The organism is Listeria grayi DSM 20601 (assembly GCF_000148995.1).
GTDB classification, from domain to species: Bacteria; Bacillota; Bacilli; order Lactobacillales; family Listeriaceae; genus Listeria; species Listeria grayi.
In genome coordinates, this window is record NZ_GL538352.1 from 98,479 (window position 1) to 118,781 (window position 20,303).

Annotated in this window: 18 protein-coding genes and 1 other annotated feature; of the genes, 15 read left to right on the forward strand and 3 right to left on the reverse strand. The window is 40.0% G+C overall.

Annotated elements, in window-relative coordinates; translation table 11 throughout:
• The first annotated feature begins 48 nt into the window (after positions 1–48).
• Both clpB and gpmA read left to right on the forward strand, forming a co-directional pair.
• The gene (gene clpB, locus HMPREF0556_RS00560; protein WP_036104855.1) at positions 49–2,652 is read left to right on the forward strand and encodes an ATP-dependent chaperone ClpB; all 2,604 of its coding nucleotides are present in this window, start codon (positions 49–51) and stop codon (positions 2,650–2,652) included.
• Positions 2,653–2,718: 66 nt separating this feature from the next.
• Positions 2,719–3,411, forward strand: coding sequence for a 2,3-diphosphoglycerate-dependent phosphoglycerate mutase (gpmA, locus tag HMPREF0556_RS00565; protein WP_003754457.1), 693 nt, complete (start codon positions 2,719–2,721; stop codon positions 3,409–3,411).
• A gap of 375 nt (positions 3,412–3,786) precedes the next feature.
• Here the strand turns inward: gpmA and HMPREF0556_RS00570 are convergent, their stop codons facing one another.
• Entirely contained in the window at positions 3,787–3,975 is a 189-nt protein-coding gene (locus HMPREF0556_RS00570; protein ID WP_003754460.1) for a YjzD family protein, read from the reverse strand.
• A gap of 191 nt (positions 3,976–4,166) precedes the next feature.
• Between HMPREF0556_RS00570 and HMPREF0556_RS00575 the strand changes: the two genes are divergently transcribed.
• The 4 genes from HMPREF0556_RS00575 (at position 4,167) to HMPREF0556_RS00590 (ending at position 7,519) form a co-directional block, all read left to right on the forward strand.
• Complete coding sequence (locus HMPREF0556_RS00575) at positions 4,167–5,105, forward strand: beta-ketoacyl-ACP synthase III (RefSeq protein WP_003754462.1); 939 nt, start codon at positions 4,167–4,169, stop codon at positions 5,103–5,105.
• Positions 5,106–5,304: 199 nt separating this feature from the next.
• Positions 5,305–6,546 (forward strand): beta-ketoacyl-ACP synthase II, encoded by a 1,242-nt coding sequence (fabF, locus tag HMPREF0556_RS00580; RefSeq protein ID WP_003754464.1) that lies wholly within the window; start codon positions 5,305–5,307, stop codon positions 6,544–6,546.
• Between the two features lie 120 nt (positions 6,547–6,666).
• On the forward strand, positions 6,667–7,119 hold the full coding sequence (locus HMPREF0556_RS00585) for a MarR family winged helix-turn-helix transcriptional regulator (protein ID WP_040486355.1): 453 nt from the start codon (positions 6,667–6,669) through the stop codon (positions 7,117–7,119).
• Positions 7,103–7,519 carry an organic hydroperoxide resistance protein gene (locus HMPREF0556_RS00590; protein WP_003754469.1) on the forward strand — a complete coding sequence of 139 codons (417 nt, stop codon included), beginning with the start codon at positions 7,103–7,105 and terminating at the stop codon, positions 7,517–7,519. The genes HMPREF0556_RS00585 and HMPREF0556_RS00590 overlap by 17 nt, the downstream gene beginning before the upstream one ends.
• Positions 7,520–7,567: 48 nt before the next feature.
• Here the strand turns inward: HMPREF0556_RS00590 and trpS are convergent, their stop codons facing one another.
• Both trpS and HMPREF0556_RS00600 read right to left on the reverse strand, forming a co-directional pair.
• A complete protein-coding gene (trpS, locus tag HMPREF0556_RS00595) occupies positions 7,568–8,560 on the reverse strand; it encodes a tryptophan--tRNA ligase (RefSeq protein WP_003754471.1) in 993 nt (330 codons plus the stop codon).
• A gap of 79 nt (positions 8,561–8,639) precedes the next feature.
• Positions 8,640–8,870: a binding site (T-box leader), on the reverse strand.
• A gap of 46 nt (positions 8,871–8,916) precedes the next feature.
• Positions 8,917–9,261, reverse strand: a complete 345-nt coding sequence (locus HMPREF0556_RS00600) for a DUF3899 domain-containing protein (RefSeq protein WP_036104864.1) — start codon at positions 9,259–9,261, stop codon at positions 8,917–8,919.
• A 484-nt stretch (positions 9,262–9,745) separates the two neighbouring features.
• On the opposite strand from HMPREF0556_RS00600, the gene HMPREF0556_RS00605 reads away from it, so the two are divergent.
• From HMPREF0556_RS00605 to pepF, 9 genes are all read left to right on the forward strand, one after another.
• Complete coding sequence (locus HMPREF0556_RS00605; RefSeq protein ID WP_003754478.1) at positions 9,746–11,413, forward strand: peptide ABC transporter substrate-binding protein; 1,668 nt, start codon at positions 9,746–9,748, stop codon at positions 11,411–11,413.
• A gap of 247 nt (positions 11,414–11,660) precedes the next feature.
• Positions 11,661–12,590: an oligopeptide ABC transporter permease gene (opp3b, locus tag HMPREF0556_RS00610; protein WP_003754479.1), complete on the forward strand. Its 930-nt coding sequence runs from the start codon at positions 11,661–11,663 to the stop codon at positions 12,588–12,590.
• Entirely contained in the window at positions 12,591–13,610 is a 1,020-nt protein-coding gene (gene opp3C, locus HMPREF0556_RS00615; protein WP_003754480.1) for an oligopeptide ABC transporter permease, read from the forward strand. It abuts the gene before it with no gap.
• 15 nt (positions 13,611–13,625) lie between these two features.
• Positions 13,626–14,705, forward strand: coding sequence for an ABC transporter ATP-binding protein (locus tag HMPREF0556_RS00620; protein WP_003754494.1), 1,080 nt, complete (start codon positions 13,626–13,628; stop codon positions 14,703–14,705).
• Positions 14,698–15,633, forward strand: coding sequence for an ABC transporter ATP-binding protein (locus HMPREF0556_RS00625; RefSeq protein WP_003754496.1), 936 nt, complete (start codon positions 14,698–14,700; stop codon positions 15,631–15,633). Before HMPREF0556_RS00620 ends, HMPREF0556_RS00625 begins: the two co-directional genes overlap by 8 nt.
• 316 nt (positions 15,634–15,949) lie before the next feature.
• Positions 15,950–16,345 (forward strand): transcriptional regulator SpxA, encoded by a 396-nt coding sequence (gene spxA, locus HMPREF0556_RS00630; protein WP_003754497.1) that lies wholly within the window; start codon positions 15,950–15,952, stop codon positions 16,343–16,345.
• A gap of 177 nt (positions 16,346–16,522) precedes the next feature.
• Positions 16,523–17,173 (forward strand): adaptor protein MecA, encoded by a 651-nt coding sequence (mecA, locus tag HMPREF0556_RS00635; RefSeq protein WP_003754499.1) that lies wholly within the window; start codon positions 16,523–16,525, stop codon positions 17,171–17,173.
• A gap of 113 nt (positions 17,174–17,286) precedes the next feature.
• A complete protein-coding gene (locus HMPREF0556_RS00640; RefSeq protein ID WP_040486356.1) occupies positions 17,287–18,372 on the forward strand; it encodes a competence protein CoiA family protein in 1,086 nt (361 codons plus the stop codon).
• A 94-nt stretch (positions 18,373–18,466) separates the two neighbouring features.
• A complete protein-coding gene (gene pepF / locus HMPREF0556_RS00645; RefSeq protein ID WP_003754502.1) occupies positions 18,467–20,275 on the forward strand; it encodes an oligoendopeptidase F in 1,809 nt (602 codons plus the stop codon).
• Positions 20,276–20,303 lie beyond the last annotated feature (28 nt).

A 20,303-nucleotide genomic window follows, 5' to 3' on the forward strand; every position in this document is an offset into this window, starting at 1 on the left:
CGTATAATAAAATAAAGGTCAAAATAGGTCAAAGAAGAGGTGAAGACATTGAATCCAAATCAATATACAGAACAAGTACAACAACTTATCGCCGATGCACAAGCGCTGGCAGTGGAATGGCAGCACCAAGAGATCGACAGCTATCATTTGTTTCATGAATTACTCGCTAATAGTGAATTTGCAGCTCGCGTGTACGAAGTCGCAGAAATCGACAAACAATTGTTGATGGAAACAGTGGATAACGGTTTAGCTGGTTTGCCAGTCATTACGGGAAGCAATGTTCAATACGGACAAGCTATGAGCCAAAGCCTTTATCAGCTTTTGACAGACGCTGGAAAAGTGGAAAAAGAACTGGAAGACAGCTATCTGTCGACCGAGCATTTGTTACTCGCTATCATGGAGCAGAAAAATCATCCGATAACGGAAGCGATCCAAAAACAAAAATGCAGCAAAAAACAATTAAAAGAAGCAATTATGCAAATAAGAGGAGGGAAACGCGTGACCAGTCCAAACGCAGAAGAAACATACGAAGCATTATTAAAATATGGACGCGATCTAATCGCAGAAGTCCGCAGCGGGAAGTTAGATCCAGTCATTGGCCGTGATGCCGAGATCCGCAATGTGATTCGGATATTATCTCGTAAAACAAAAAACAATCCGGTCCTCATCGGAGAACCAGGCGTTGGTAAAACGGCGATCATCGAGGGATTAGCGCAACGGATCGTACGAAAAGACGTGCCGGAAGGATTAAAAGATAAAACCATCATTTCGTTAGACCTTGGTTCGCTGATCGCTGGGGCAAAATATCGCGGTGAGTTTGAAGAACGGTTAAAAGCGGTTTTGCAAGAGGTAAAACAAAGCGAAGGCCAAGTATTGCTGTTCATCGATGAGATCCACATGATCGTCGGCGCAGGAAAAACAGAGGGTGCAATGGACGCCGGCAACATGTTGAAACCAATGCTTGCAAGAGGTGAGCTACATTGTATCGGCGCGACGACATTAGATGAATATCGGCAGTACATCGAAAAAGACGCAGCATTAGAAAGACGGTTCCAAAAAGTTACGGTCAATGAACCGACTTTAGAAGATACAGTCTCGATCCTGCGTGGTTTGAAAGAACGCTTCGAGATCCATCACGGTGTTAATATCCACGATAACGCCTTAGTAGCTGCGGCTCGCTTATCCGACCGTTATATTACGGATCGCTTTTTACCAGATAAAGCAATCGATCTGATCGATGAGGCCTGCGCAACGATCCGAGTAGAGATCGACTCGATGCCAAATGAACTCGACGAAGTAACGCGGCGTGTCATGCAGCTTGAAATCGAAGAAGCAGCTTTAAAAGAAGAAAGCGATCCTGCAAGTAGGAGAAGATTAGAACAACTGCAAAAAGAACTGGCTGATTACAAAGAAGCGGCTAACCAAATGCAGTCCAAATGGGAAATCGAAAAAAATGAAATCAGCCAGATCCGCGAAAAACGGGAACAAATCGATATTTTGCGTCATCAATTAGAAGAAGCTGAAAATAACTATGATTTGACAAAAGCAGCCGAACTAAGGCATGGCAAGATTCCAGAAGCAGAAAAAGAACTAGCTGCTTTGGAAGCTGAAAACCGCGAAAAGAGCAAAACTGGCGATCGGCTCTTACAAGAAGAAGTGACTGAAAATGAAATTGCAGACATTATTGGCCGCTGGACGGGAATACCGGTTTCTAAATTGGTAGAAGGCGAACGCGAAAAACTGCTGAAACTTGGCGATCTGCTACATCAGCAAGTCATCGGCCAGGATCAAGCTGTTGAATTAGTCAGTAACGCCGTGCTTCGTGCCCGCGCCGGCATCAAAGATCCGAAACGTCCGATCGGCTCCTTCATTTTCCTCGGACCGACCGGCGTAGGGAAAACCGAACTTGCCAAAGCACTTGCTTTCAATATGTTTGATTCTGAAGAACATATGATCCGGATCGATATGTCCGAATATATGGAAAAACATTCTGTTTCCCGCTTAGTCGGAGCACCTCCAGGCTATGTCGGTTATGAAGAAGGCGGTCAACTCACGGAAGCTGTTCGACGCAATCCATATTCAATCGTTTTGCTGGACGAGATCGAAAAAGCGCATCCAGACGTTTTCAATATACTGTTGCAAGTCCTCGATGACGGTAGGATCACCGATTCGCAAGGCAGAATGGTCGACTTTAAAAATACCGTGATCATCATGACTTCCAATATCGGCTCGACATTACTACTGGAAAGAACGAAAGACGGCGAAATTTCTCCAGAACTGGAAAAAGATATCCAGCAAGTATTGCAGGGTTCCTTCAAACCAGAATTTTTAAACCGTATCGATGATATTATCCTGTTCAAACCACTTACGATCGAAAATATGAAAGGCATTGTCGATAAACTGATCCACGAATTAGAAAGACGACTTGCAGAACAAGAGATCCATTTAGAAATGAGCGAAGAAGCAAAGACATTTATTGCTTCAGAAGCCTATGATCCTGTTTATGGAGCAAGACCGCTGAAACGCTACATCGTAAGACAGATCGAAACGCCGCTAGCACGAGATATCGTTGCCGGCAAGATCTTGCCACATTCGACTGTTACAATTGAACGGACAGAAGAAGGATTTCAATTTCATACCGAAAATAAATAAGTTTTGAAAAACACAATATCGGGAACAATATAGGTAGCAAACAAACCAGAAAGGATGAAGTGAGCAATGAAATTAGTATTGATCAGACACGGACAAAGCGAATGGAACAAATTGAATCTATTCACTGGCTGGCATGACGTCGATTTATCAGAAGAAGGCGTAGAAGAAGCTAAAACAGCAGGTAAATTAATCAAAGAGGCAGGATTGGAATTCGATGTAGCATTTACATCCGTTTTGACTCGTGCCATCAAGACCTTGAATTATGTATTGGAAGAAACAGATCAATCATGGCTGCCAGTGTATAAATCATGGCGCTTAAACGAACGTCATTATGGGGCTTTACAAGGCTTGAACAAACAAGAAACAGCAGATAAATACGGTGCCGATCAAGTACAATTATGGCGTCGTAGCTATGATACGCTGCCACCGTTGTTGGAAGAAAGCGACGACCGTCATGCAAAACATGATCGCCGCTACCAGTTATTAGACACCCATGCGATTCCAGCTGGTGAAAATCTTAAAGTAACCCTAGAACGTGTTGTACCTTACTGGATGGATACCATTGCTCCTCAAATCAAAGAAGGCAAACGTGTAGTGATCGCTGCTCACGGGAACAGCCTTCGCGCATTAGTGAAATTCTTGGAAGATATCGACGACGACGCGATCATGGATGTTGAGATTCCAACAGGCGTTCCGCTTGTGTATGAACTAGATGAAAACTTGAAACCTACGGATAAATATTATTTAGGCGATAAATAAAAAGCGTATAAACGTACTTCTTCTCTTAACAAGAGGAAACAATAAAAATAGAATCACTTGAAAGCCAAGTTTAACAGTAGGCTTTCAAGTGATTTTTTTGTTTGAAATATAATAAGCGTGTAATAGGGAAACCTCGCTTCACTTATGCTGAAAGACTTGAAGAATCATTGGTAAAGCGCGTGGAATCGATCCGAAAATAGAGAAGAAAGCCAACGCCGTTTATGCAGTCGCCGTTTCCGACGCAAAGGACAAAGCGATGATTACCTGGTTTATAGAAAAAATGGAGTAGTCGTCAAGGAAGCAGGATTTGACCATAAACCAAAACAAAAAACCGCTTGAAAGCCTATTTCTCAATAGCTTTCAAGCGATTCTCTCTTACTTAAAATCGTAAGTTTCATTATCTTTCGGCATCACGAGGGTTAGAACGATTACCAGCACAGAAACCGCAACGGTAATAATCAAGCCTCTTGAAAAGCTGAATGGTACGCTAAGCATTGAAGAAAGAACGAATTCTGCCATCAATGAAAGTAAAAATACCCAAAAGATTGTTACTATATAACGCATGCAACCACCTCGTTTCTCTCCATTACATTTTACCACAAATTTGGTATTGCGCAATCTTTTCCCAAAAATCTTATCGCAGAATATAATCCATTGACAAATACGTGTTTTCTGCTAAAATTAGTACCAGGTCATAAAAACTACTGATTCTTTTTTGATTTGGAAAGTAGAAGAATCATTTTGGAGGATATCGAATGAACGCAGGTATTTTGGGTTTAGGAAAATACATCCCTGAACGTATCTTAACAAACTTTGATTTAGAAAAAATGGTAGATACAAATGACGAGTGGATCAGAACTCGTACTGGTATAGAAGAAAGACGCATTGCGCGTGATGATGAATATACACATGATATGGCTTATGAAGCTGGAAAAAAAGCAATTGAAAATGCAGGTTTGACTCCAGACGACATCGACTTGATCATTGTGGCTACAGTAACACAAGAAGCCACTTTTCCATCAGTCGCAAATATTATCCAAGATCGCTTAGGTGCTTCTAAGGCAGCCGGCATGGATATGGAAGCGGCGTGCTCCGGTTTTACTTTCGGAATGGTGACAGCTGCGCAATTTATCCAAACGGGTGCTTACAAAAATGTATTGATCGTTGGTGCAGATAAATTGTCGAAGATCACAAACTGGGAAGATCGTTCCACTGCCGTATTATTCGGTGATGGTGCTGGTGCAGTCGTCATGGGACCAGTTTCGGACGGACGTGGTTTATTGTCGTTCGATTTAGGTTCAGACGGTTCCGGTGGTAAGTATTTAAACCTTGACGAAAACAAACATTTGGCAATGAACGGAAGAGAAGTATTCCGCTTCGCTGTTCGCCAAATGGGAGAAGCAGCAGTACGCGTGATGGAAAAAGCAAAATTATCGCAAGACGAGATCGACTTACTGATCCCGCATCAAGCAAACATCCGCATCATGGAAGCAAGCCGTGAACGCTTAGGTTTGCCAGAAGAGAAATTAATGAAAACTGTTCATAAATACGGCAACACTTCTTCTTCTTCCATCGCACTAGCACTAGTAGACGCAGTTGAAGAAGGCAGAGTAAAAGATGACGATGCGCTTCTTTTAGTCGGATTCGGTGCTGGCCTGACTTGGGGCGCATTAGTTCTTCGCTACGGTAAATAAGACTAAGTAAACTCGAAGTATGTCTTAACGTTTAAATAATCAGTTAAGACATGCTTCTTTAATTATGTTATAATAGCCTAGACTTTATTTTATTATCTTTTATTGCACTACTATTTTTTAAGTCTATTTGAGAAATAACTCCTATCAAAAGGTAGAAGTTGTTTTTCTGTGATTTCATTCATTATAAGGAGATGAGCAAATGGAAAAGAGAAGAGTTGTCGTTACTGGTATCGGTGCCGTAACACCACTAGGCAATGACGCAGAAACGTCTTGGAAAAATGCCCTGGCTGGTAAAAATGGAGTGTCCGATCTTACACGTTTGAACCCAGAAGATTTTTCTGTGAAAATCGCTGCGGAATTAAAAGATTTTGATGTAGAAAAATTCATCGAAAAGAAAGAAGCACGTAAAATGGACCGCTTCACGCATTATGCAGTTGCAAGTGCAGACATGGCGATCCAAGACGCGAAATTAGAGATCAATGATGATAATGCAGCCCGTGTAGGTGTATGGATCGGTTCTGGTATTGGCGGAATGGAAACCTTTGAAACGCAATACGATACATTTATCAATCGCGGCGCACGACGTGTTAGTCCTTTCTTTGTACCAATGATGATTCCAGATATGGCTTCTGGACAAGTTTCGATTCGTTTTGGTGCAAAAGGGATCAATTCAACAACGGTAACTGCCTGTGCAACAGGAACGAATTCGATCGGAGATGCTTTCAAAGTTATCCAGCGCGGTGATGCAGATGCAATGATCACGGGTGGAGCAGAGGCACCGATCACCAAAATGTCGTTAGCCGGCTTTACAGCAAATAAAGCATTATCACTTAATCCTGATCCCGAAACAGCTTGTCGCCCGTTCGATAAAAACCGTGACGGCTTTATCATTGGTGAAGGTGCGGGTATCGTTATTCTGGAAGAATACGAACATGCAAAAGCACGCGGCGCGAAAATCTATGCAGAAATCGTTGGTTACGGAGCAACAGGCGATGCTTATCACATCACTGCACCTGCACCAAACGGTGAGGGAGCTGCAAGAGCCATGAAAGCAGCATTAGAAGATGCAGAAGTGGCGATCGGCGATGTAGATTACATCAATGCGCACGGAACAAGCACACCTTACAATGATGAATACGAAACACAAGCCATCAAATCTGTTTTCCAAGAACAAGCAAGTTCTTTGGCAATCAGTTCCACAAAATCCATGACCGGACATACATTAGGGGCTTCCGGCGGTATCGAAGCGATTTTTGCTGTTCTGACGATCCGAGATCAAAAAATCGCACCAACGATCCACTTACAAGAAGCGGATCCAGCTTGCGACTTGGACTATGTGCCGAATGAAGCTCGTGAAAGAGAAGTAAAAGTTGCTTTATCCAATTCTTTTGGTTTTGGCGGACATAACGCAACGCTTGTATTCAAAGCAATCGAAGACTGAGTATAACAATGATCCAGAAAGAATTTTTCTTTCTGGATATTTTTTTGAGCAAAAGAGTTGCTATTTTATTTAAATGGTGTAAAATCTAATTGTGCACAACTTTAAAAGGAGGAAATGAACATGTCTACTAGCAATCGACTACTAGAGGATCAATTATGTTTTGCTCTTTATTCTGCGTCTAGGGCATTCACGAAGCTGTACCGCGAGCCGCTGAAAAAATTCCAGCTTACCTACCCGCAATATATTGCGCTATTGGCACTTTGGGAAGAAGACGGTCTATCCGTATCGACACTTGGGGATAAACTAAACTTGGATAGCGGGACATTAACGCCAATGTTAAAACGCATGGAGAGTCAGGGACTATTAGATCGTCTTCGGAGCTCAGAAGATGAACGTCACGTGACGATCCATTTAACAGACAAAGCAAAAAAGATTCGCCCAGAAGTACTTCGAGAGGTAGAAGGCTGTTTAGATCGTCTGGATTTCCTTGGCGATGATTATAATCATTTGCTAAAGGGTATAAAGGATATAACGAATCAATTGGAGGGAATTAGTAATGAAAAAACTTTATGAAACAACTGTCATCAATACCGGAGGAAGAAGCGGAGAAGTACATTCTCCAGATAACATTTTCCAATATGACGTCGTAGCACCGAAAGAATTAGGCGGAGAAGGCGGCAGTGGTACTAACCCAGAACAATTATTTGCAGCAGGATATGGCGCATGTTTCAACAGTGCGTTAGAACTTGTTTTAAGTAAAGAAAAAATCAACGCGAAAAGTCAAATCGAAGCAACAGTCTCTTTATACGAAGATCCAGAAGATAAAGGCTTCAAACTAGGCGTTGTCTTAGAAGGACACATTGAAGGTGTAGATAAAGACAAAGCAGAAGAATTGATCAAAAAAGCACACGAAGTATGCCCATACTCTAAAGCAACACGCGGTAACATCGATGTTGAATTGAAAATCAACTAAGCGATAATATAACAAAGAAAAAGCTCTCCGTTTTAAGGAGAGCTTTTTTTAACGTCGTTTGCGGCCAAGACCCATGGCGTTTTCCATTTTTTTCAGCGTTTTGTTAGCGACTCTGGAAGCTTTTTCAGCGCCTTCATCAAGAATCTTATCCAATTCTTCTGATTCCAAGTACGCATAGTATTTTTCTTGGATCGGTTCCAGCTCATCGACAACGACTTCAGCCAGATCAGCTTTAAATTGTCCATAACCCACGCCTTGATAACGTTCTGCAATTGCCTCAGGGGATTCGCCCGAGATCGAAGAATAAATCGTCAGCAGGTTCGTAATACCTGGTTTATGCTCTTTATCGACTTCGATGATCCCAGAAGAATCAGTAACGGCACTTTTGATTTTTTTGCGGATGACATCTGGTGCGTCTAACATATAAATGGCAGATTTCACATTTGTATCCGATTTACTCATTTTTTTAGTCGGCGCTTGCAAAGACATGACTCTAGCGCCTGTAGAAGCCACGTAGATTTCCGGTAATACGAAGATATCATTATGTTTCTTATTAAAACGTTCTGCGATATTACGTGTCAATTCTAAATGCTGCTTTTGATCATCACCGACAGGGACTAAATCTGTTTGATAAAGTAAAATATCTGCAGCCATCAGCGGCGGATAAGTAAGTAGTCCAGCACTCACACCTGCTTTGCCGTCTGATTTGTCTTTGAATTGCGTCATGCGCTCTAGTTCGCCAATATAGACGTTACACTGCATCATCCACGCTGCTTGCGCGTGAGCAGGTACTTCGGATTGTATGAACAAAGTCGATTTCTCCGGATCAAGTCCAACAGCCAAGTATAATGCCGCTAGACTAAGTGTTTGTTTACGCAGCTTCAGCCGGTCTTGTGGGACTGTGATCGCATGTTCATCGACTATACAATAGAAACAGTTGAATTCTTCTTGAAACTGGCCAAATTGTTTTAATGCACCAATGTAGTTCCCTAGGGTCAGATCCCCAGTAGGCTGTATGCCTGAAAATACGGTTTTCTTCATTGTTGTTTCCTCCTTTAATATTACATGCTGCGTGAGGTAGTTGCGCCGAGATAAATAAAAAAACGCCCATCCCTATAAAAATAGGGACGAACGTATAATCCGCGGTGCCACCCTAAGTGCCAAACGGCCACTTAGCAGATAGTTCCGTAAAACTATCTTAGGGATAACGGCCCTGTACCGCCATTTGCTACTACTAGTTCACAAACAGTCCTTAGAAGTCCATTCGATCTGATCGGTTATTTGCTCACAGCGACCGCAAACTCTCTTGAAAACCAACATCAGACGTACTACTCTTCGTCAACGCATCCATATATATTTTCAATTCTATTTTACCAACAGCTGATTGCACTGTCAACTTACAGAAGCGCCGTAATAAAGCTGCTAAGCGTCACGATCGCAGCACTGATCATCAAATTAGCAAATCGTAGCGAGACAAGCTCTGAAAGCATCATGGAAGCATAGCGATCGTCTTCATCCTCACCACGCACTTTTCGGAGCATCCCACGGAAACTGTGGTGTACCCGGTCGAAAAAGCCAGTCTGCATGATATAGACGAGAAGTGTAATAAGAAATAAAGCGAACCCTACCAGAAAAGCAATATTGCTATAAGCCCTGAATGAAAGTGCAGTTTCTTTCCATATGATCAATAGAAAAATAATTATTTCCTGTATTCCTGTATATAATAAGATCCGTTTTACCACAAAAGTCACCTCAATCAAATTTTAGCACAGCTTCGCCGAAAAAATAAGTAAAATAATTTTATTTAAAAAAGTGAGGTAATATCAACGATTACAGAGTTTTCTAAAAAAATATCGTATTTTTTTTGTAAAATGATATAGACAACACTGGAAAAAAAGTATATAAATATAAATAACCTTTATTTTTAAGGTAGTTGCCATTTTATTCTAATGAAATGAATTTGATTTCTGAAATATAGCGACAATGTGTTTCTCTTTTTCAGAAAATTTAATTAGAATAGTGTGAAAACAGATAAAGCGCATGGAAGCCATTTCTGTGCGATCAAAGTTTTCTTAATATTTCAGTTTTTTGGAAATATTATAATAAATTGTATCTTTTCACACTTTTTTAATTTACTTGTAAATTTAATTTACAAAAATTTAATTCTTAGAGTATAATAGTAAACGAATTAATTTTTCGGAAAAATACAAAAGGGAGGTTCACTAAGTGAAAAAATCTAAATTATTTTTAACACTTGGATTTACACTTTTACTAAGCTTAGTCTTAGTAGCATGCGGAGGCGGCAAAGATTCCAGCTCCGGTTCGAAAGGCTCAGGTAACGCATCTGGAGAACAAGTTCTAAACTTGTCAGAATCAGCACTTATTCCATCTGCTGACAGCACAAAATCAGATGACCAAGTTGGTCTGAACGTACTTAACCAAACAAACGAAGGTTTGTATGCATTAGATAAAGATGGTGTTCCTGCCATTGCTGGTGCTGCAGAAGAACCTAAAGTAAGCTCTGACAAAAAAGTCCTTACTTTTAAACTTCGCGACGAAAAATGGTCTAACGGAGATCCAGTAACTGCAAAAGATTATGTATTTGCTTGGCAACGTGCTGTTGATCCTAAAACAGCTGCAACATATTCTTACCTATTCTCAGCTATCAAAAATGGCGATGAGATCGTAGCAGGTAAGAAAAAACCTGCTGAATTGGGTATTAAAGCAGTAGATGATAAGACTCTAGAAATCACACTTGCAAAACCATCTTCTTACATCAACTCTTTACTAGCTTTCCCAACATTCTTCCCACTTAACGAAAAATTCGTTAAAGAAAAAGGCGACAAATACGCTTCAAGCAGCGATAACTTGTTAGCAAACGGTCCTTTCGTATTGAAAGACTGGACTGGTACAAATAAAAAATGGACTTACGTGAAAAACGATAAGTACTGGGATAAAGACAAAGTTAAATTGAAACAAATCAATGTACAAGTTGTTCAAGATGCTAATACTGGCGTTAACTTGTATAAAACAGGCAAAATCGATCGTACAGTTTTAAGCGCAGACTATGCAGCTCAAAACAAAAACGATAAAGATTACACAACTGTTCAAGATTCATCTACTTTCTACATCAAATTCAACCAAAAACGTGATGGCAAATCAACACCGCTTGCTAACAAAAACATCCGTAAAGCAATCGCGCTTTCACTTAATAAACAATCTTATGCTGACACAGTACTACAAAATGGTAGTATCCCAGCAAACAACTTAGTACCTACTAAATTTGCTTTTGATCCAAAAACAAAAGAAGACTTCACGAAACAATCTGGTAAACACTTAGAATACAACGCGAAAGAAGCTAAAAAAGCTTGGGATGCTGGTTTGAAAGAACTAGGAACTAAAAACCTTTCGCTTGAATTCACAAGTGATGATACTGAGAATGCGAAAAAATCTTCTGAGTTTATCCAAGACCAATTGGAAAGCAACTTGAAAGGTCTTACTGTTAAACTAAGAAACGTTCCATTCAAAGTTCGTTTGCAAGATGACCAAAAACAAAATTATGATATCTCTATGAGTGGTTGGGGACCTGACTATCAAGATCCATCTACTTTCTTAGATCTATTTGTAAGTGGCGGTTCGCAAAACAGAATGGATTATTCCGATTCTAAATACGACAAGTTGATCAAAGATGCTGACAACAAATATGCTGGCGATGCAAGCAAACGTTGGGACTTAATGGTTAAAGCTGAAAAAGTTCTATTAACTGACGACGTAGCGATTGCACCTTTATATCAACGTGCTAATGCTTACCTACAAAAAGATTACATCAAAAACTTACAAAAGAATCCATTCGGACCTGATTACACATACAAAGAAACTTATATTTCTAAATAAAACTGCTTATAAGAATTTTGTTTGATGGAGGAGAGAGAGTATATTCCGATATGCTCTCTCCTTTTGATGATATTTAATATGTGGTACAATGTTTTTTGTATATAAAAATTGGAATCGACTGTTAGCTATCTGAACATCGAAAATAAAACTGGTCCTGCTTTTATGATAGACTTGCGTAGTAGCCTGCGAGCATAAAATAAGATTAGTTCTTTTATAAAATAACTACTACCGGGAGGTGTATAGATAGATGTTAAAATATACGTTAAAGCGAATTCTTTACATGCTGATCACTCTCTTCATTATTACTTCGGTCACATTCTTCTTAATGAAATTTTTACCTGGAACACCGTATCGTAATCAAGAAAAACTTTCTGATCAACAAATCCACATCATGAATGAAAAATACGGACTGAATGATTCAGTACCTGTTCAATATCTTCACTATATGGGGGGATTATTGAAAGGCGATCTAGGTATTTCTTTCCAACTTGATAACAGACCAGTATCGGAAGTCTTAGGTGCTTTGATCGGACCATCTGTCTTATTAGCTTTAGAAGCTATTGTTTTTGGATTACTTTTTGGGATCATTCTCGGGGTTATTGCCGCGATGTACCAAAATAAATGGCCTGATTATACGAGTACTTTCATTGCGATAATTGGTAAATCTGTTCCTTCCTTCGTATTTGCTACTGTCTTACAGTATTGGATCGGCGCTAAATTACAATGGCTGCCCGTTGCTGGGTGGGGGTCATTCTCTTATACGGTCTTACCAGCATTCGCACTTGCGATGTTCCCGCTTGCAACAGCGGCTCGTTTCATGCGTACCGAATTGATCGATGTATTTTCTTCGGATTATATCCTGCTTGCGAAAGCGAAAGGGAATAGTCGTTCTGAGATCGCGATCAAACATGCGATCCGTAATGCATTGATTCCACTAATTACGGTAATTGGACCACTAGCAGTAAGCTTGATGACAGGTTCACTTGTTATCGAAAATATCTATGGTATCCCAGGAATCGGTAGCCAATTCGTTTCTTCTATCCAAACGAATGACTATCCTGTTATCATGGGGACAACAATTTTATTCGCAGCAATGCTGATTTTGATTATTTTAGTAGTAGATATCTTGTATGGTCTAATTGATCCTAGAATCCGTATTTCGGGAGGGAAAAAATAAATGGTAGAACACAATATACCAAAAGAAAAATTTCAACCAGCCCACGTTGACCATGCAGTTGCTGAAAAAATTTCACGACCGAGTCTTAATTTCCTACAGGATTCTTGGATTCGTATTCGTAAAAATAAGGCTGCCATCGTTTCCTTGGTCATTTTAGTGATCATCGTTATTATGGCGATCATCGGTCCGATGATTCGTCCTTATCCAGTTAATAAAGTAAATGCACCACATGCAAGTTTGCCACCAAAGGTACAAGGTTTTGATAACCTACCATTCTTAAATGGTCATCAAGACATTGGTGGGGAAGACGTGAATGTATACAAAACAAAACATATCGAAAAAAATACGTATTATTGGTTAGGATCCGATACACTTGGACGTGACCAGTTTGCACGTATTTGGGCAGGAACGCGTATTTCCTTGCTTATCGGTGTCGTGGCCGCACTCTGTGATTTGATTATTGGGGTCGCATACGGCTTGATTTCCGGATATGTCGGCGGAAGAGTAGATGATTTCATGCAACGTGTGCTAGAGATTATTTCTGCGATTCCAAACTTAGTTGTCGTTATCTTGATGCTCTTAGTTTTAGATCCAGGTATCACTTCCATCATCATTGCGATTGCAATGACAAGTTGGGTCACCATGGCTCGGGTCGTTCGGGGACAAGTTTTGAAACTGAAAGACCAAGAATTCGTATTAGCATCGAAAACATTGGGTGAATCGACACCTAAAATTTTAACAAAACATTTATTACCAAATACGATCGGTGTTATCATCATTAACGTCATGTTCAGTATTCCAAGTGCTATCTTTTTCGAAGCATTTCTAGGGATCATCGGTTTAGGATTATCTGCACCGCAAGCATCGTTAGGTACATTGATCAATGATGGGTATAAATCGCTTCAAGTATTACCATATCTAATTCTGTACCCGTCAATCGTTCTATGTCTGATCATGATTACATTTAACTTGATTGCAGATGGTCTTCGTGACGCATTTGATCCGAAAATGAGAGATTAAGGGAGGCGAAGCTAAATGGAGAAAATTTTAGAAGTCAAAGACCTTCACATTTCCTTCCACACTTACGCTGGTGAAGTGCAAGCAATTCGTGGTGTCAGCTTTGACCTTTATAAAGGAGAAACATTAGCAATTGTAGGGGAATCAGGTTCTGGTAAATCAGTTACAACAAAATCACTGATGCGGCTGCTCCCTGAAAGTAATTCAAAAATAAAAGCTGGGCAGATCTTATTCGATGGAAAAGATATTGCCAAAGCTTCAGAAAAACAAATGCAAAAAATCCGCGGTAAAGAAATTTCGATGATCTTCCAAGATCCAATGACATCGCTGAATCCAACGATGACCATTGGTAAACAAATTTCTGAGCCACTTATCAAGCACCAAAAAATAAGCAAAGCTGAAGCCAAGAAAACGGCATTACGCTTACTTCAATTAGTTGGTATTCCGAAAGCAGAAGAACGTATCAAGCAATATCCGCACCAATTTTCCGGTGGGATGAGACAACGTGTTGTTATCGCGATCTCGCTAGCATGTAATCCGCAGATCCTAATTGCGGATGAACCGACGACCGCACTTGATGTAACCATGCAAGCTCAGATCCTTGATTTGATGAAGGATCTGCAAAAGAAAATCGATACGTCGATCATTTTCATTACCCATGACCTTGGCGTTGTCGCGAATGTTGCTGACCGCGTTGCTGTTATGTATGGTGGTAAGATCGTTGAGATCGGAACTGTTGATGAGATTTTCTACAATCCGCAACATCCATATACATGGGGATTGATTAGCTCTATGCCGACACTTGATAGTGAAGAAGAAGAACTATATGTTATTCCAGGTACACCGCCTGACTTGCTTAATCCTCCAAAAGGAGATGCGTTTGCACCACGTAACCAATATGCGATGCAAATCGACTTAGAAGAAGAGCCACCACTATTCAAAGTGTCTGACACTCATTTTGCAGCGACTTGGCTGCTACATCCGGACGCACCAGAGGTTACTCCTCCAGATGCTGTTCTGCGCCGCCAAGAAGACTTCGCAAAACTTCATCCTGATATGCAAGCAGTGCATGCGAAAGGGGTAGAAGTACATGAGTGAAACAAGAGAAAAATTAGTTGAGATCCAAAATCTGAAACAATACTTCAACCAAGGAACTGCAAATGAAGTTCGCGCCGTTGATGACATCTCGTTTGATATTTATAAAGGTGAAACACTTGGTCTTGTAGGAGAATCTGGTTGTGGTAAATCGACGACTGGCCGCACGATCATCCGTCTTTATGAAGCAACAGGCGGAAAAGTGATCTATAATGGCGAAAATGTGCATGCGCATAAATCACGCAAAGAAATGCATAGCTTCCGCAGAAAAATGCAAATGATCTTCCAAGATCCATATGCTTCTCTTAATCCGCGGATGAAAGTAAAAGACATCATCGGTGAAGGGATTCGTATTCACGAACTTGCCAAATCTGATGCAGAATTGACGCAGCAAGTATATGAATTATTGGAAACAGTTGGACTGAGCAAAGAGCATGCTGGACGTTATCCGCATGAATTCTCTGGTGGTCAACGTCAACGTATCGGTATCGCCCGTGCGCTAGCTGTACAGCCAGAATTTATCATTGCCGATGAACCAATCTCTGCACTCGATGTTTCCATCCAAGCGCAAGTAGTTAACTTACTGCGCGAACTACAAAAAGAAAAAGGACTTACGTACCTGTTTATTGCCCATGATCTATCGATGGTCAAATATATCAGTGACCGTATCGGTGTTATGTATTTTGGTAAATTAGTGGAGTTAGCACCAGCTAATGATCTATATACCCATCCGTTCCACCCATATACAAAGTCGCTTTTATCTGCGATCCCGCTTCCTGACCCTAACTACGAACGTACTCGTAAACGTCAAAGCTACGACCCAAGCATCCATAACTATAAAGACGGCGAAGAAATCAAGATGCGCGAGATCCGTCCCGGACATTTTGTTTTCTGTTCAGAAGCAGAAGCAGAACAATATAAAAATCAATAAGAATCGTTGCATCACCTGCCGGAAACAGCAGGTGATGTTTTATTAGAAATAAATGATAATATTCTCATTAAAATTTAATATAAAAGTTCCATTTTTCATTGGATTTTTGTTTAAGTCATGTATACTAGGGGTATAAATTAACTAATGATCGGCGTTACAACCTATTATTTGAAAGAAATTTCAAATTACATCTATAGAATTTCACAAAAATGGTGTATAATAAAGGATATAAACTATTCTTTCCAAATAGTGAGCTGCAAATCCTGTCATTAATTAATAGATGAGACAATAACCTGATAAGGAGTGTGAATGTCTAATGGTAACGTTATACACTTCACCTAGCTGCACATCTTGCCGAAAAGCACGTGCATGGTTAGAAGAACATGAAATTCCATATAAAGAAAGAAATATTTTTTCCGAACCACTTAATTTGGATGAAATTAAAGAAATTCTTCGGATGACGGAAGATGGTACAGACGAAATTATTTCCACACGTTCGAAGACATTCCAAAAATTGAATGTTGATTTGGACAGTTTGCCTTTACAACAACTGTTTGAGCTAATTCAAAAAAATCCTGGTTTGCTTCGTAGACCGATCATCATTGATGAAAAACGTCTCCAAGTAGGCTATAACGAAGATGAGATTCGCCGATTCTTACCTAGAAAAGTACGTACCTATCAATTACGCGAAGCTCAAAAAATGGTTAATTAATAAAACAAATTGCTGGATGGTTCCGCACGGAAAAGTCCGGCAATTTTTTTATAAAAAGCATATGTATTGTGTTTTTTTAAAAGATGCGCTACTATATAGTTCCACTAATAGAAAAGTGGGGCATGAAATGTATTACCCTTCGTTGTCAACAACCAATAGGGAAGGGAGCGAATAACGATGGAAATTGAAAGAATCAATGAGAATACGATCAAATTCTATATCTCTTACATCGATTTAGAGGAACGCGGTTTCAAACAAGAAGATTTCTGGTATGACCGTGAGAAAAGCGAAGAGCTTTTCTGGGATATGATGGAAGAATTGAAATATGAAGAAGAATTTACTCCAGAAGGTCCATTGTGGATTCAAGTCCAAGCCTTAAAACATGGTTTAGAGGTACTGGTAACGAAAGCTACAATTGGCAAAAATGATGGAACGATTGATATTACTTTATCGAATGATGATGAATTGGCAGAGGAAAAAATCGAAAAATTACTCGAGGAAAACTTCAATCCAAATCGCAAAGAAGCAGCAGATGATGCCGATACGTTAGAATTGGTACTTGAGTTTCGCGACTTTGAAGATGTGATCACGATGTCGCATGCGACAGGCTTAAAGGAACTACAAGCTAAACTCTATCATCATAACGACAAGTACTATCTGCATGCTGAATTCCCAGAAAATAAATTCAATGAAAGCAATATCGATAATACGGTAAGCATCTTGCTTGAATATGGGAATGAGTCTGATTTAACCGGCTATTTCTTGGAAGAGTATGCAAAACCGATTTTTACCAAAAATGCACTCGCTGAAGTAAGAAAATATTTCTAAAAAGTAGCTCGAAGTGATCGAATAAGATCATTTCGGGCTATTTTTATTTTTTTGCCTTTCCTTAAGGAATTGACGTGCAGCTGGCGAATAAGAAAGTAAAAGGAGGAGGAGATATGTTTTCAGCTTTAGACGAATCCGGTACAGTTACTTGGATCACCACAGGGAATGCGGCTCGTTTAAAACAGGAAAAGAAAATTCTTTACTGTCCAAGTTGTCAAAGCAAGTTACTTATCAAAGTTGGTAAAACGAAACTGCCTCACTTTGCACATCCTGCCCATGCGAATTCATGCATCCTTTCTGGCGAATCTCTGCTGCATCGAGAAGGTAAATACAGACTTGCGACATACTTTCGTCTGCAAGGGTGCTCTACTGAGCTGGAAGTTTATCTTCCCAATATCAATCGCCAAGCCGATTTGCTTATAAATAAGAATATCGTTTTTGAATATCAATGTTCCTCCATTTCGACAAGAGACTTTCTACAACGAACAACAGATTATCAGAGCCAGAAGCTAAAGGTTTATTGGCTGTACGGCAAACCATTAGAACGGAATAAGACATACCTTTATTTGACTGCGTTCGGAAAAAACTTTTTACGATACCATCCGCGGCTCGGTCTGTTTTTATTTCGTTTTGACCCGCATAGCGAGGAGTGGCAGATTTTTTATCATCTGGCAAGTACATTTAAGCAAACAAAGTTTCGCTACCGGCAGCTCATCTTTTCAAAGGGAATAGCTTTGACAGATATTTTCAGCTGTCTGCGCAGGATTCGGCAACCGGCTTTTTATGCTGATGAAGAAATAGAAGCTGTTCGCCAAAAACGTATCTATATGTATACACGCTTTGATAATCGCCGTCCGTTCATGCAGTTTCTCTATCAAAACGGCTACTGTCTTCAAAATCTTCCCTCCTATATCGGCATTATCACGCATTGCCAAGCATTGGTTCAGGAACCGGCATTAGAATGGCAGTTTTTTCTCTGGCATACTTTTTTTCAATCTCTGCGGGAAGGTGACACATTTACTATGAAAGCATACTTGCACGCATTCAAACAGATCGTGCATCCGATTCGCTTGCCAATGATCCAAGAAGATGCTTACCTCGATCTCGGCACTGCTTATCTGAACTATTTGACACGTAAAAAATATATCCAAAACGCTGAGAAAGAAAGCTACCATGTCTTGCGTTCATTTTCTTATTAAGTGAAGGTCTGCATTTTTGCATTATTCGCATTTTTACTTCATAATAAAATAAGAGTCGTTGGACTACTACTATAACGCGTTTGGAGGTTTTTTCATGAGTGAACAGACATTACCATTAAGACAAGAGGTCCCAGAGCATTTGACGTGGGATCTGACTACCATTTATAAGTCAGATGAAGAGTGGGAATCTGCTTTTAAAGAGATCCAGCAGTTAGTGACAGAAAGTGGCCAATATCAGGGTAAACTGGGGGAGAGTAGCGAAACCTTACTAGCGGCGCTTCGTTTCCGCGATACGTTGTTTGATAAGGCTAGTAATCTATATGTATATGCCCATTTGAAAATGGACCAAGATACAGCAAATCCGACATACCAAAGTCTACATAGCAGAGCTGGGAGTCTGATTTCTCAACTGATGGCTGCGGTATCTTATTTTGATCCGGAGATTCTCTCGATTGATGAAGCAAAATTAGCAGGCTTTTTGGAAGAAAATGCTGATTTGCGCTTATACGAACATTTATTGGACGAACTTTCAATCAGCCGTCCCTATATTTTGAGTGAAAAAGAAGAAGCACTTTTAGCAAGTGCAGGGGAAGTTCTTGGGAGTTCTTCGGATACCTTTAATACACTCAACAATGCTGACATCAAGTTCCCAACAATCAAAAATGAAGATGGCGAATCAGTGGAGATCACACATGGTCGTTATGGTAAATTATTGGAAAGCAAAGATCGTTCTGTTCGTGAAGCCGCATTTAAAGGCGTTTATCAAGTTTATGAAGGCTTGAAAAATACCCTAGCGTCTACATTATCCGGACAAGTAAAGAAATCGAATTTCTACGCTCGTGTCCGCGGATATAAATCTGCCCGGGAAGCAGCTTTGTCTGGGAACCATATTCCTGAAGAAGTATATGACTCGTTATTAGAATCTGTCAATAATAATTTGCCACTGCTTCATCGCTACGTAAAACTGCGTCAACAGTTGTTAGGAATTGAAGACCTGCGGATGTATGATCTTTATACACCATTATCGAATGATGTCGATTTGAACTTTACGTATGAAGAAGCGAAAGAGGTTGTGCTGGAAGGATTAAAACCGCTTGGCGAGGAATATCAAGCAATCTTAAAAGAAGCATTCGACAGCAGATGGATCGATGTCACAGAAAATAAAGGGAAACGAAGCGGTGCCTACTCTTCTGGTGCATACAGCACAAGTCCTTACATTTTGCTGAACTGGCAAGACAATATTGACAATGTCTTTACGTTGGCTCACGAATTAGGGCATAGTGTGCATAGCTACTATACACGTAATAATCAGCCGTTTATCTACGGAGATTATTCGATTTTCTTAGCAGAAGTAGCCTCTACAACAAATGAAAACTTGCTAACAGATTATCTATTGAAGAAATACGATGATCCGAAGATTCGTGCGTATTTGTTGAATCATTATCTAGATGGTTTTAAAGGAACTGTTTTCCGCCAATCACAATTTGCTGAATTCGAGCATAAGATCCATCAAGCTGATCAAGGCGGGGAAGCGCTCACTGCCGATTACCTTACAGAAACATATGCGGACATCAATAAGAAATTTTACGGAACAGAAGTAATGCATTATGATAAGGAAATTGGCTATGAATGGTCAAGAATTCCTCATTTCTATATGAATTATTACGTTTTCCAATATGCGACAGGTTTTTCGGCAGCTTCTGCTTTAAGTCAAAAAATCTTAGACGAAGGACAATCAGCTGTGGATGATTATATTGCTTATCTGAAGGCTGGTAATTCTGATTTTCCAATCGATGTGCTTAAAAAAGCGGGTGTAGATATGACGACTTCAAAACCAGTCGATGATGCGCTAGTAGTTTTTGAGAAACGATTAACGGAATTAGAAACGCTTGTGAATAAATAATGATTTCAAAAAAATAATAAAAAGAGAG

What these genes read in the sequence shown, in the direction of transcription:
- gpmA (WP_003754457.1), top strand. Translation starts at nt 2,719, where the DNA reads ATGAAATTAGTATTGATCAGACACGGACAAAGCGAATGGAACAAATTG.
- HMPREF0556_RS00570 (WP_003754460.1), bottom strand. Translation starts at nt 3,975, where the DNA reads ATGCGTTATATAGTAACAATCTTTTGGGTATTTTTACTTTCATTGATG.
- HMPREF0556_RS00575 (WP_003754462.1), top strand. Translation starts at nt 4,167, where the DNA reads ATGAACGCAGGTATTTTGGGTTTAGGAAAATACATCCCTGAACGTATC.
- fabF (WP_003754464.1), top strand. Translation starts at nt 5,305, where the DNA reads ATGGAAAAGAGAAGAGTTGTCGTTACTGGTATCGGTGCCGTAACACCA.
- HMPREF0556_RS00585 (WP_040486355.1), top strand. Translation starts at nt 6,667, where the DNA reads ATGTCTACTAGCAATCGACTACTAGAGGATCAATTATGTTTTGCTCTT.
- HMPREF0556_RS00590 (WP_003754469.1), top strand. Translation starts at nt 7,103, where the DNA reads ATGAAAAAACTTTATGAAACAACTGTCATCAATACCGGAGGAAGAAGC.
- trpS (WP_003754471.1), bottom strand. Translation starts at nt 8,560, where the DNA reads ATGAAGAAAACCGTATTTTCAGGCATACAGCCTACTGGGGATCTGACC.
- opp3b (WP_003754479.1), top strand. Translation starts at nt 11,661, where the DNA reads ATGTTAAAATATACGTTAAAGCGAATTCTTTACATGCTGATCACTCTC.
- opp3C (WP_003754480.1), top strand. Translation starts at nt 12,591, where the DNA reads ATGGTAGAACACAATATACCAAAAGAAAAATTTCAACCAGCCCACGTT.
- HMPREF0556_RS00620 (WP_003754494.1), top strand. Translation starts at nt 13,626, where the DNA reads ATGGAGAAAATTTTAGAAGTCAAAGACCTTCACATTTCCTTCCACACT.
- HMPREF0556_RS00625 (WP_003754496.1), top strand. Translation starts at nt 14,698, where the DNA reads ATGAGTGAAACAAGAGAAAAATTAGTTGAGATCCAAAATCTGAAACAA.
- spxA (WP_003754497.1), top strand. Translation starts at nt 15,950, where the DNA reads ATGGTAACGTTATACACTTCACCTAGCTGCACATCTTGCCGAAAAGCA.
- mecA (WP_003754499.1), top strand. Translation starts at nt 16,523, where the DNA reads ATGGAAATTGAAAGAATCAATGAGAATACGATCAAATTCTATATCTCT.
- HMPREF0556_RS00640 (WP_040486356.1), top strand. Translation starts at nt 17,287, where the DNA reads ATGTTTTCAGCTTTAGACGAATCCGGTACAGTTACTTGGATCACCACA.
- pepF (WP_003754502.1), top strand. Translation starts at nt 18,467, where the DNA reads ATGAGTGAACAGACATTACCATTAAGACAAGAGGTCCCAGAGCATTTG.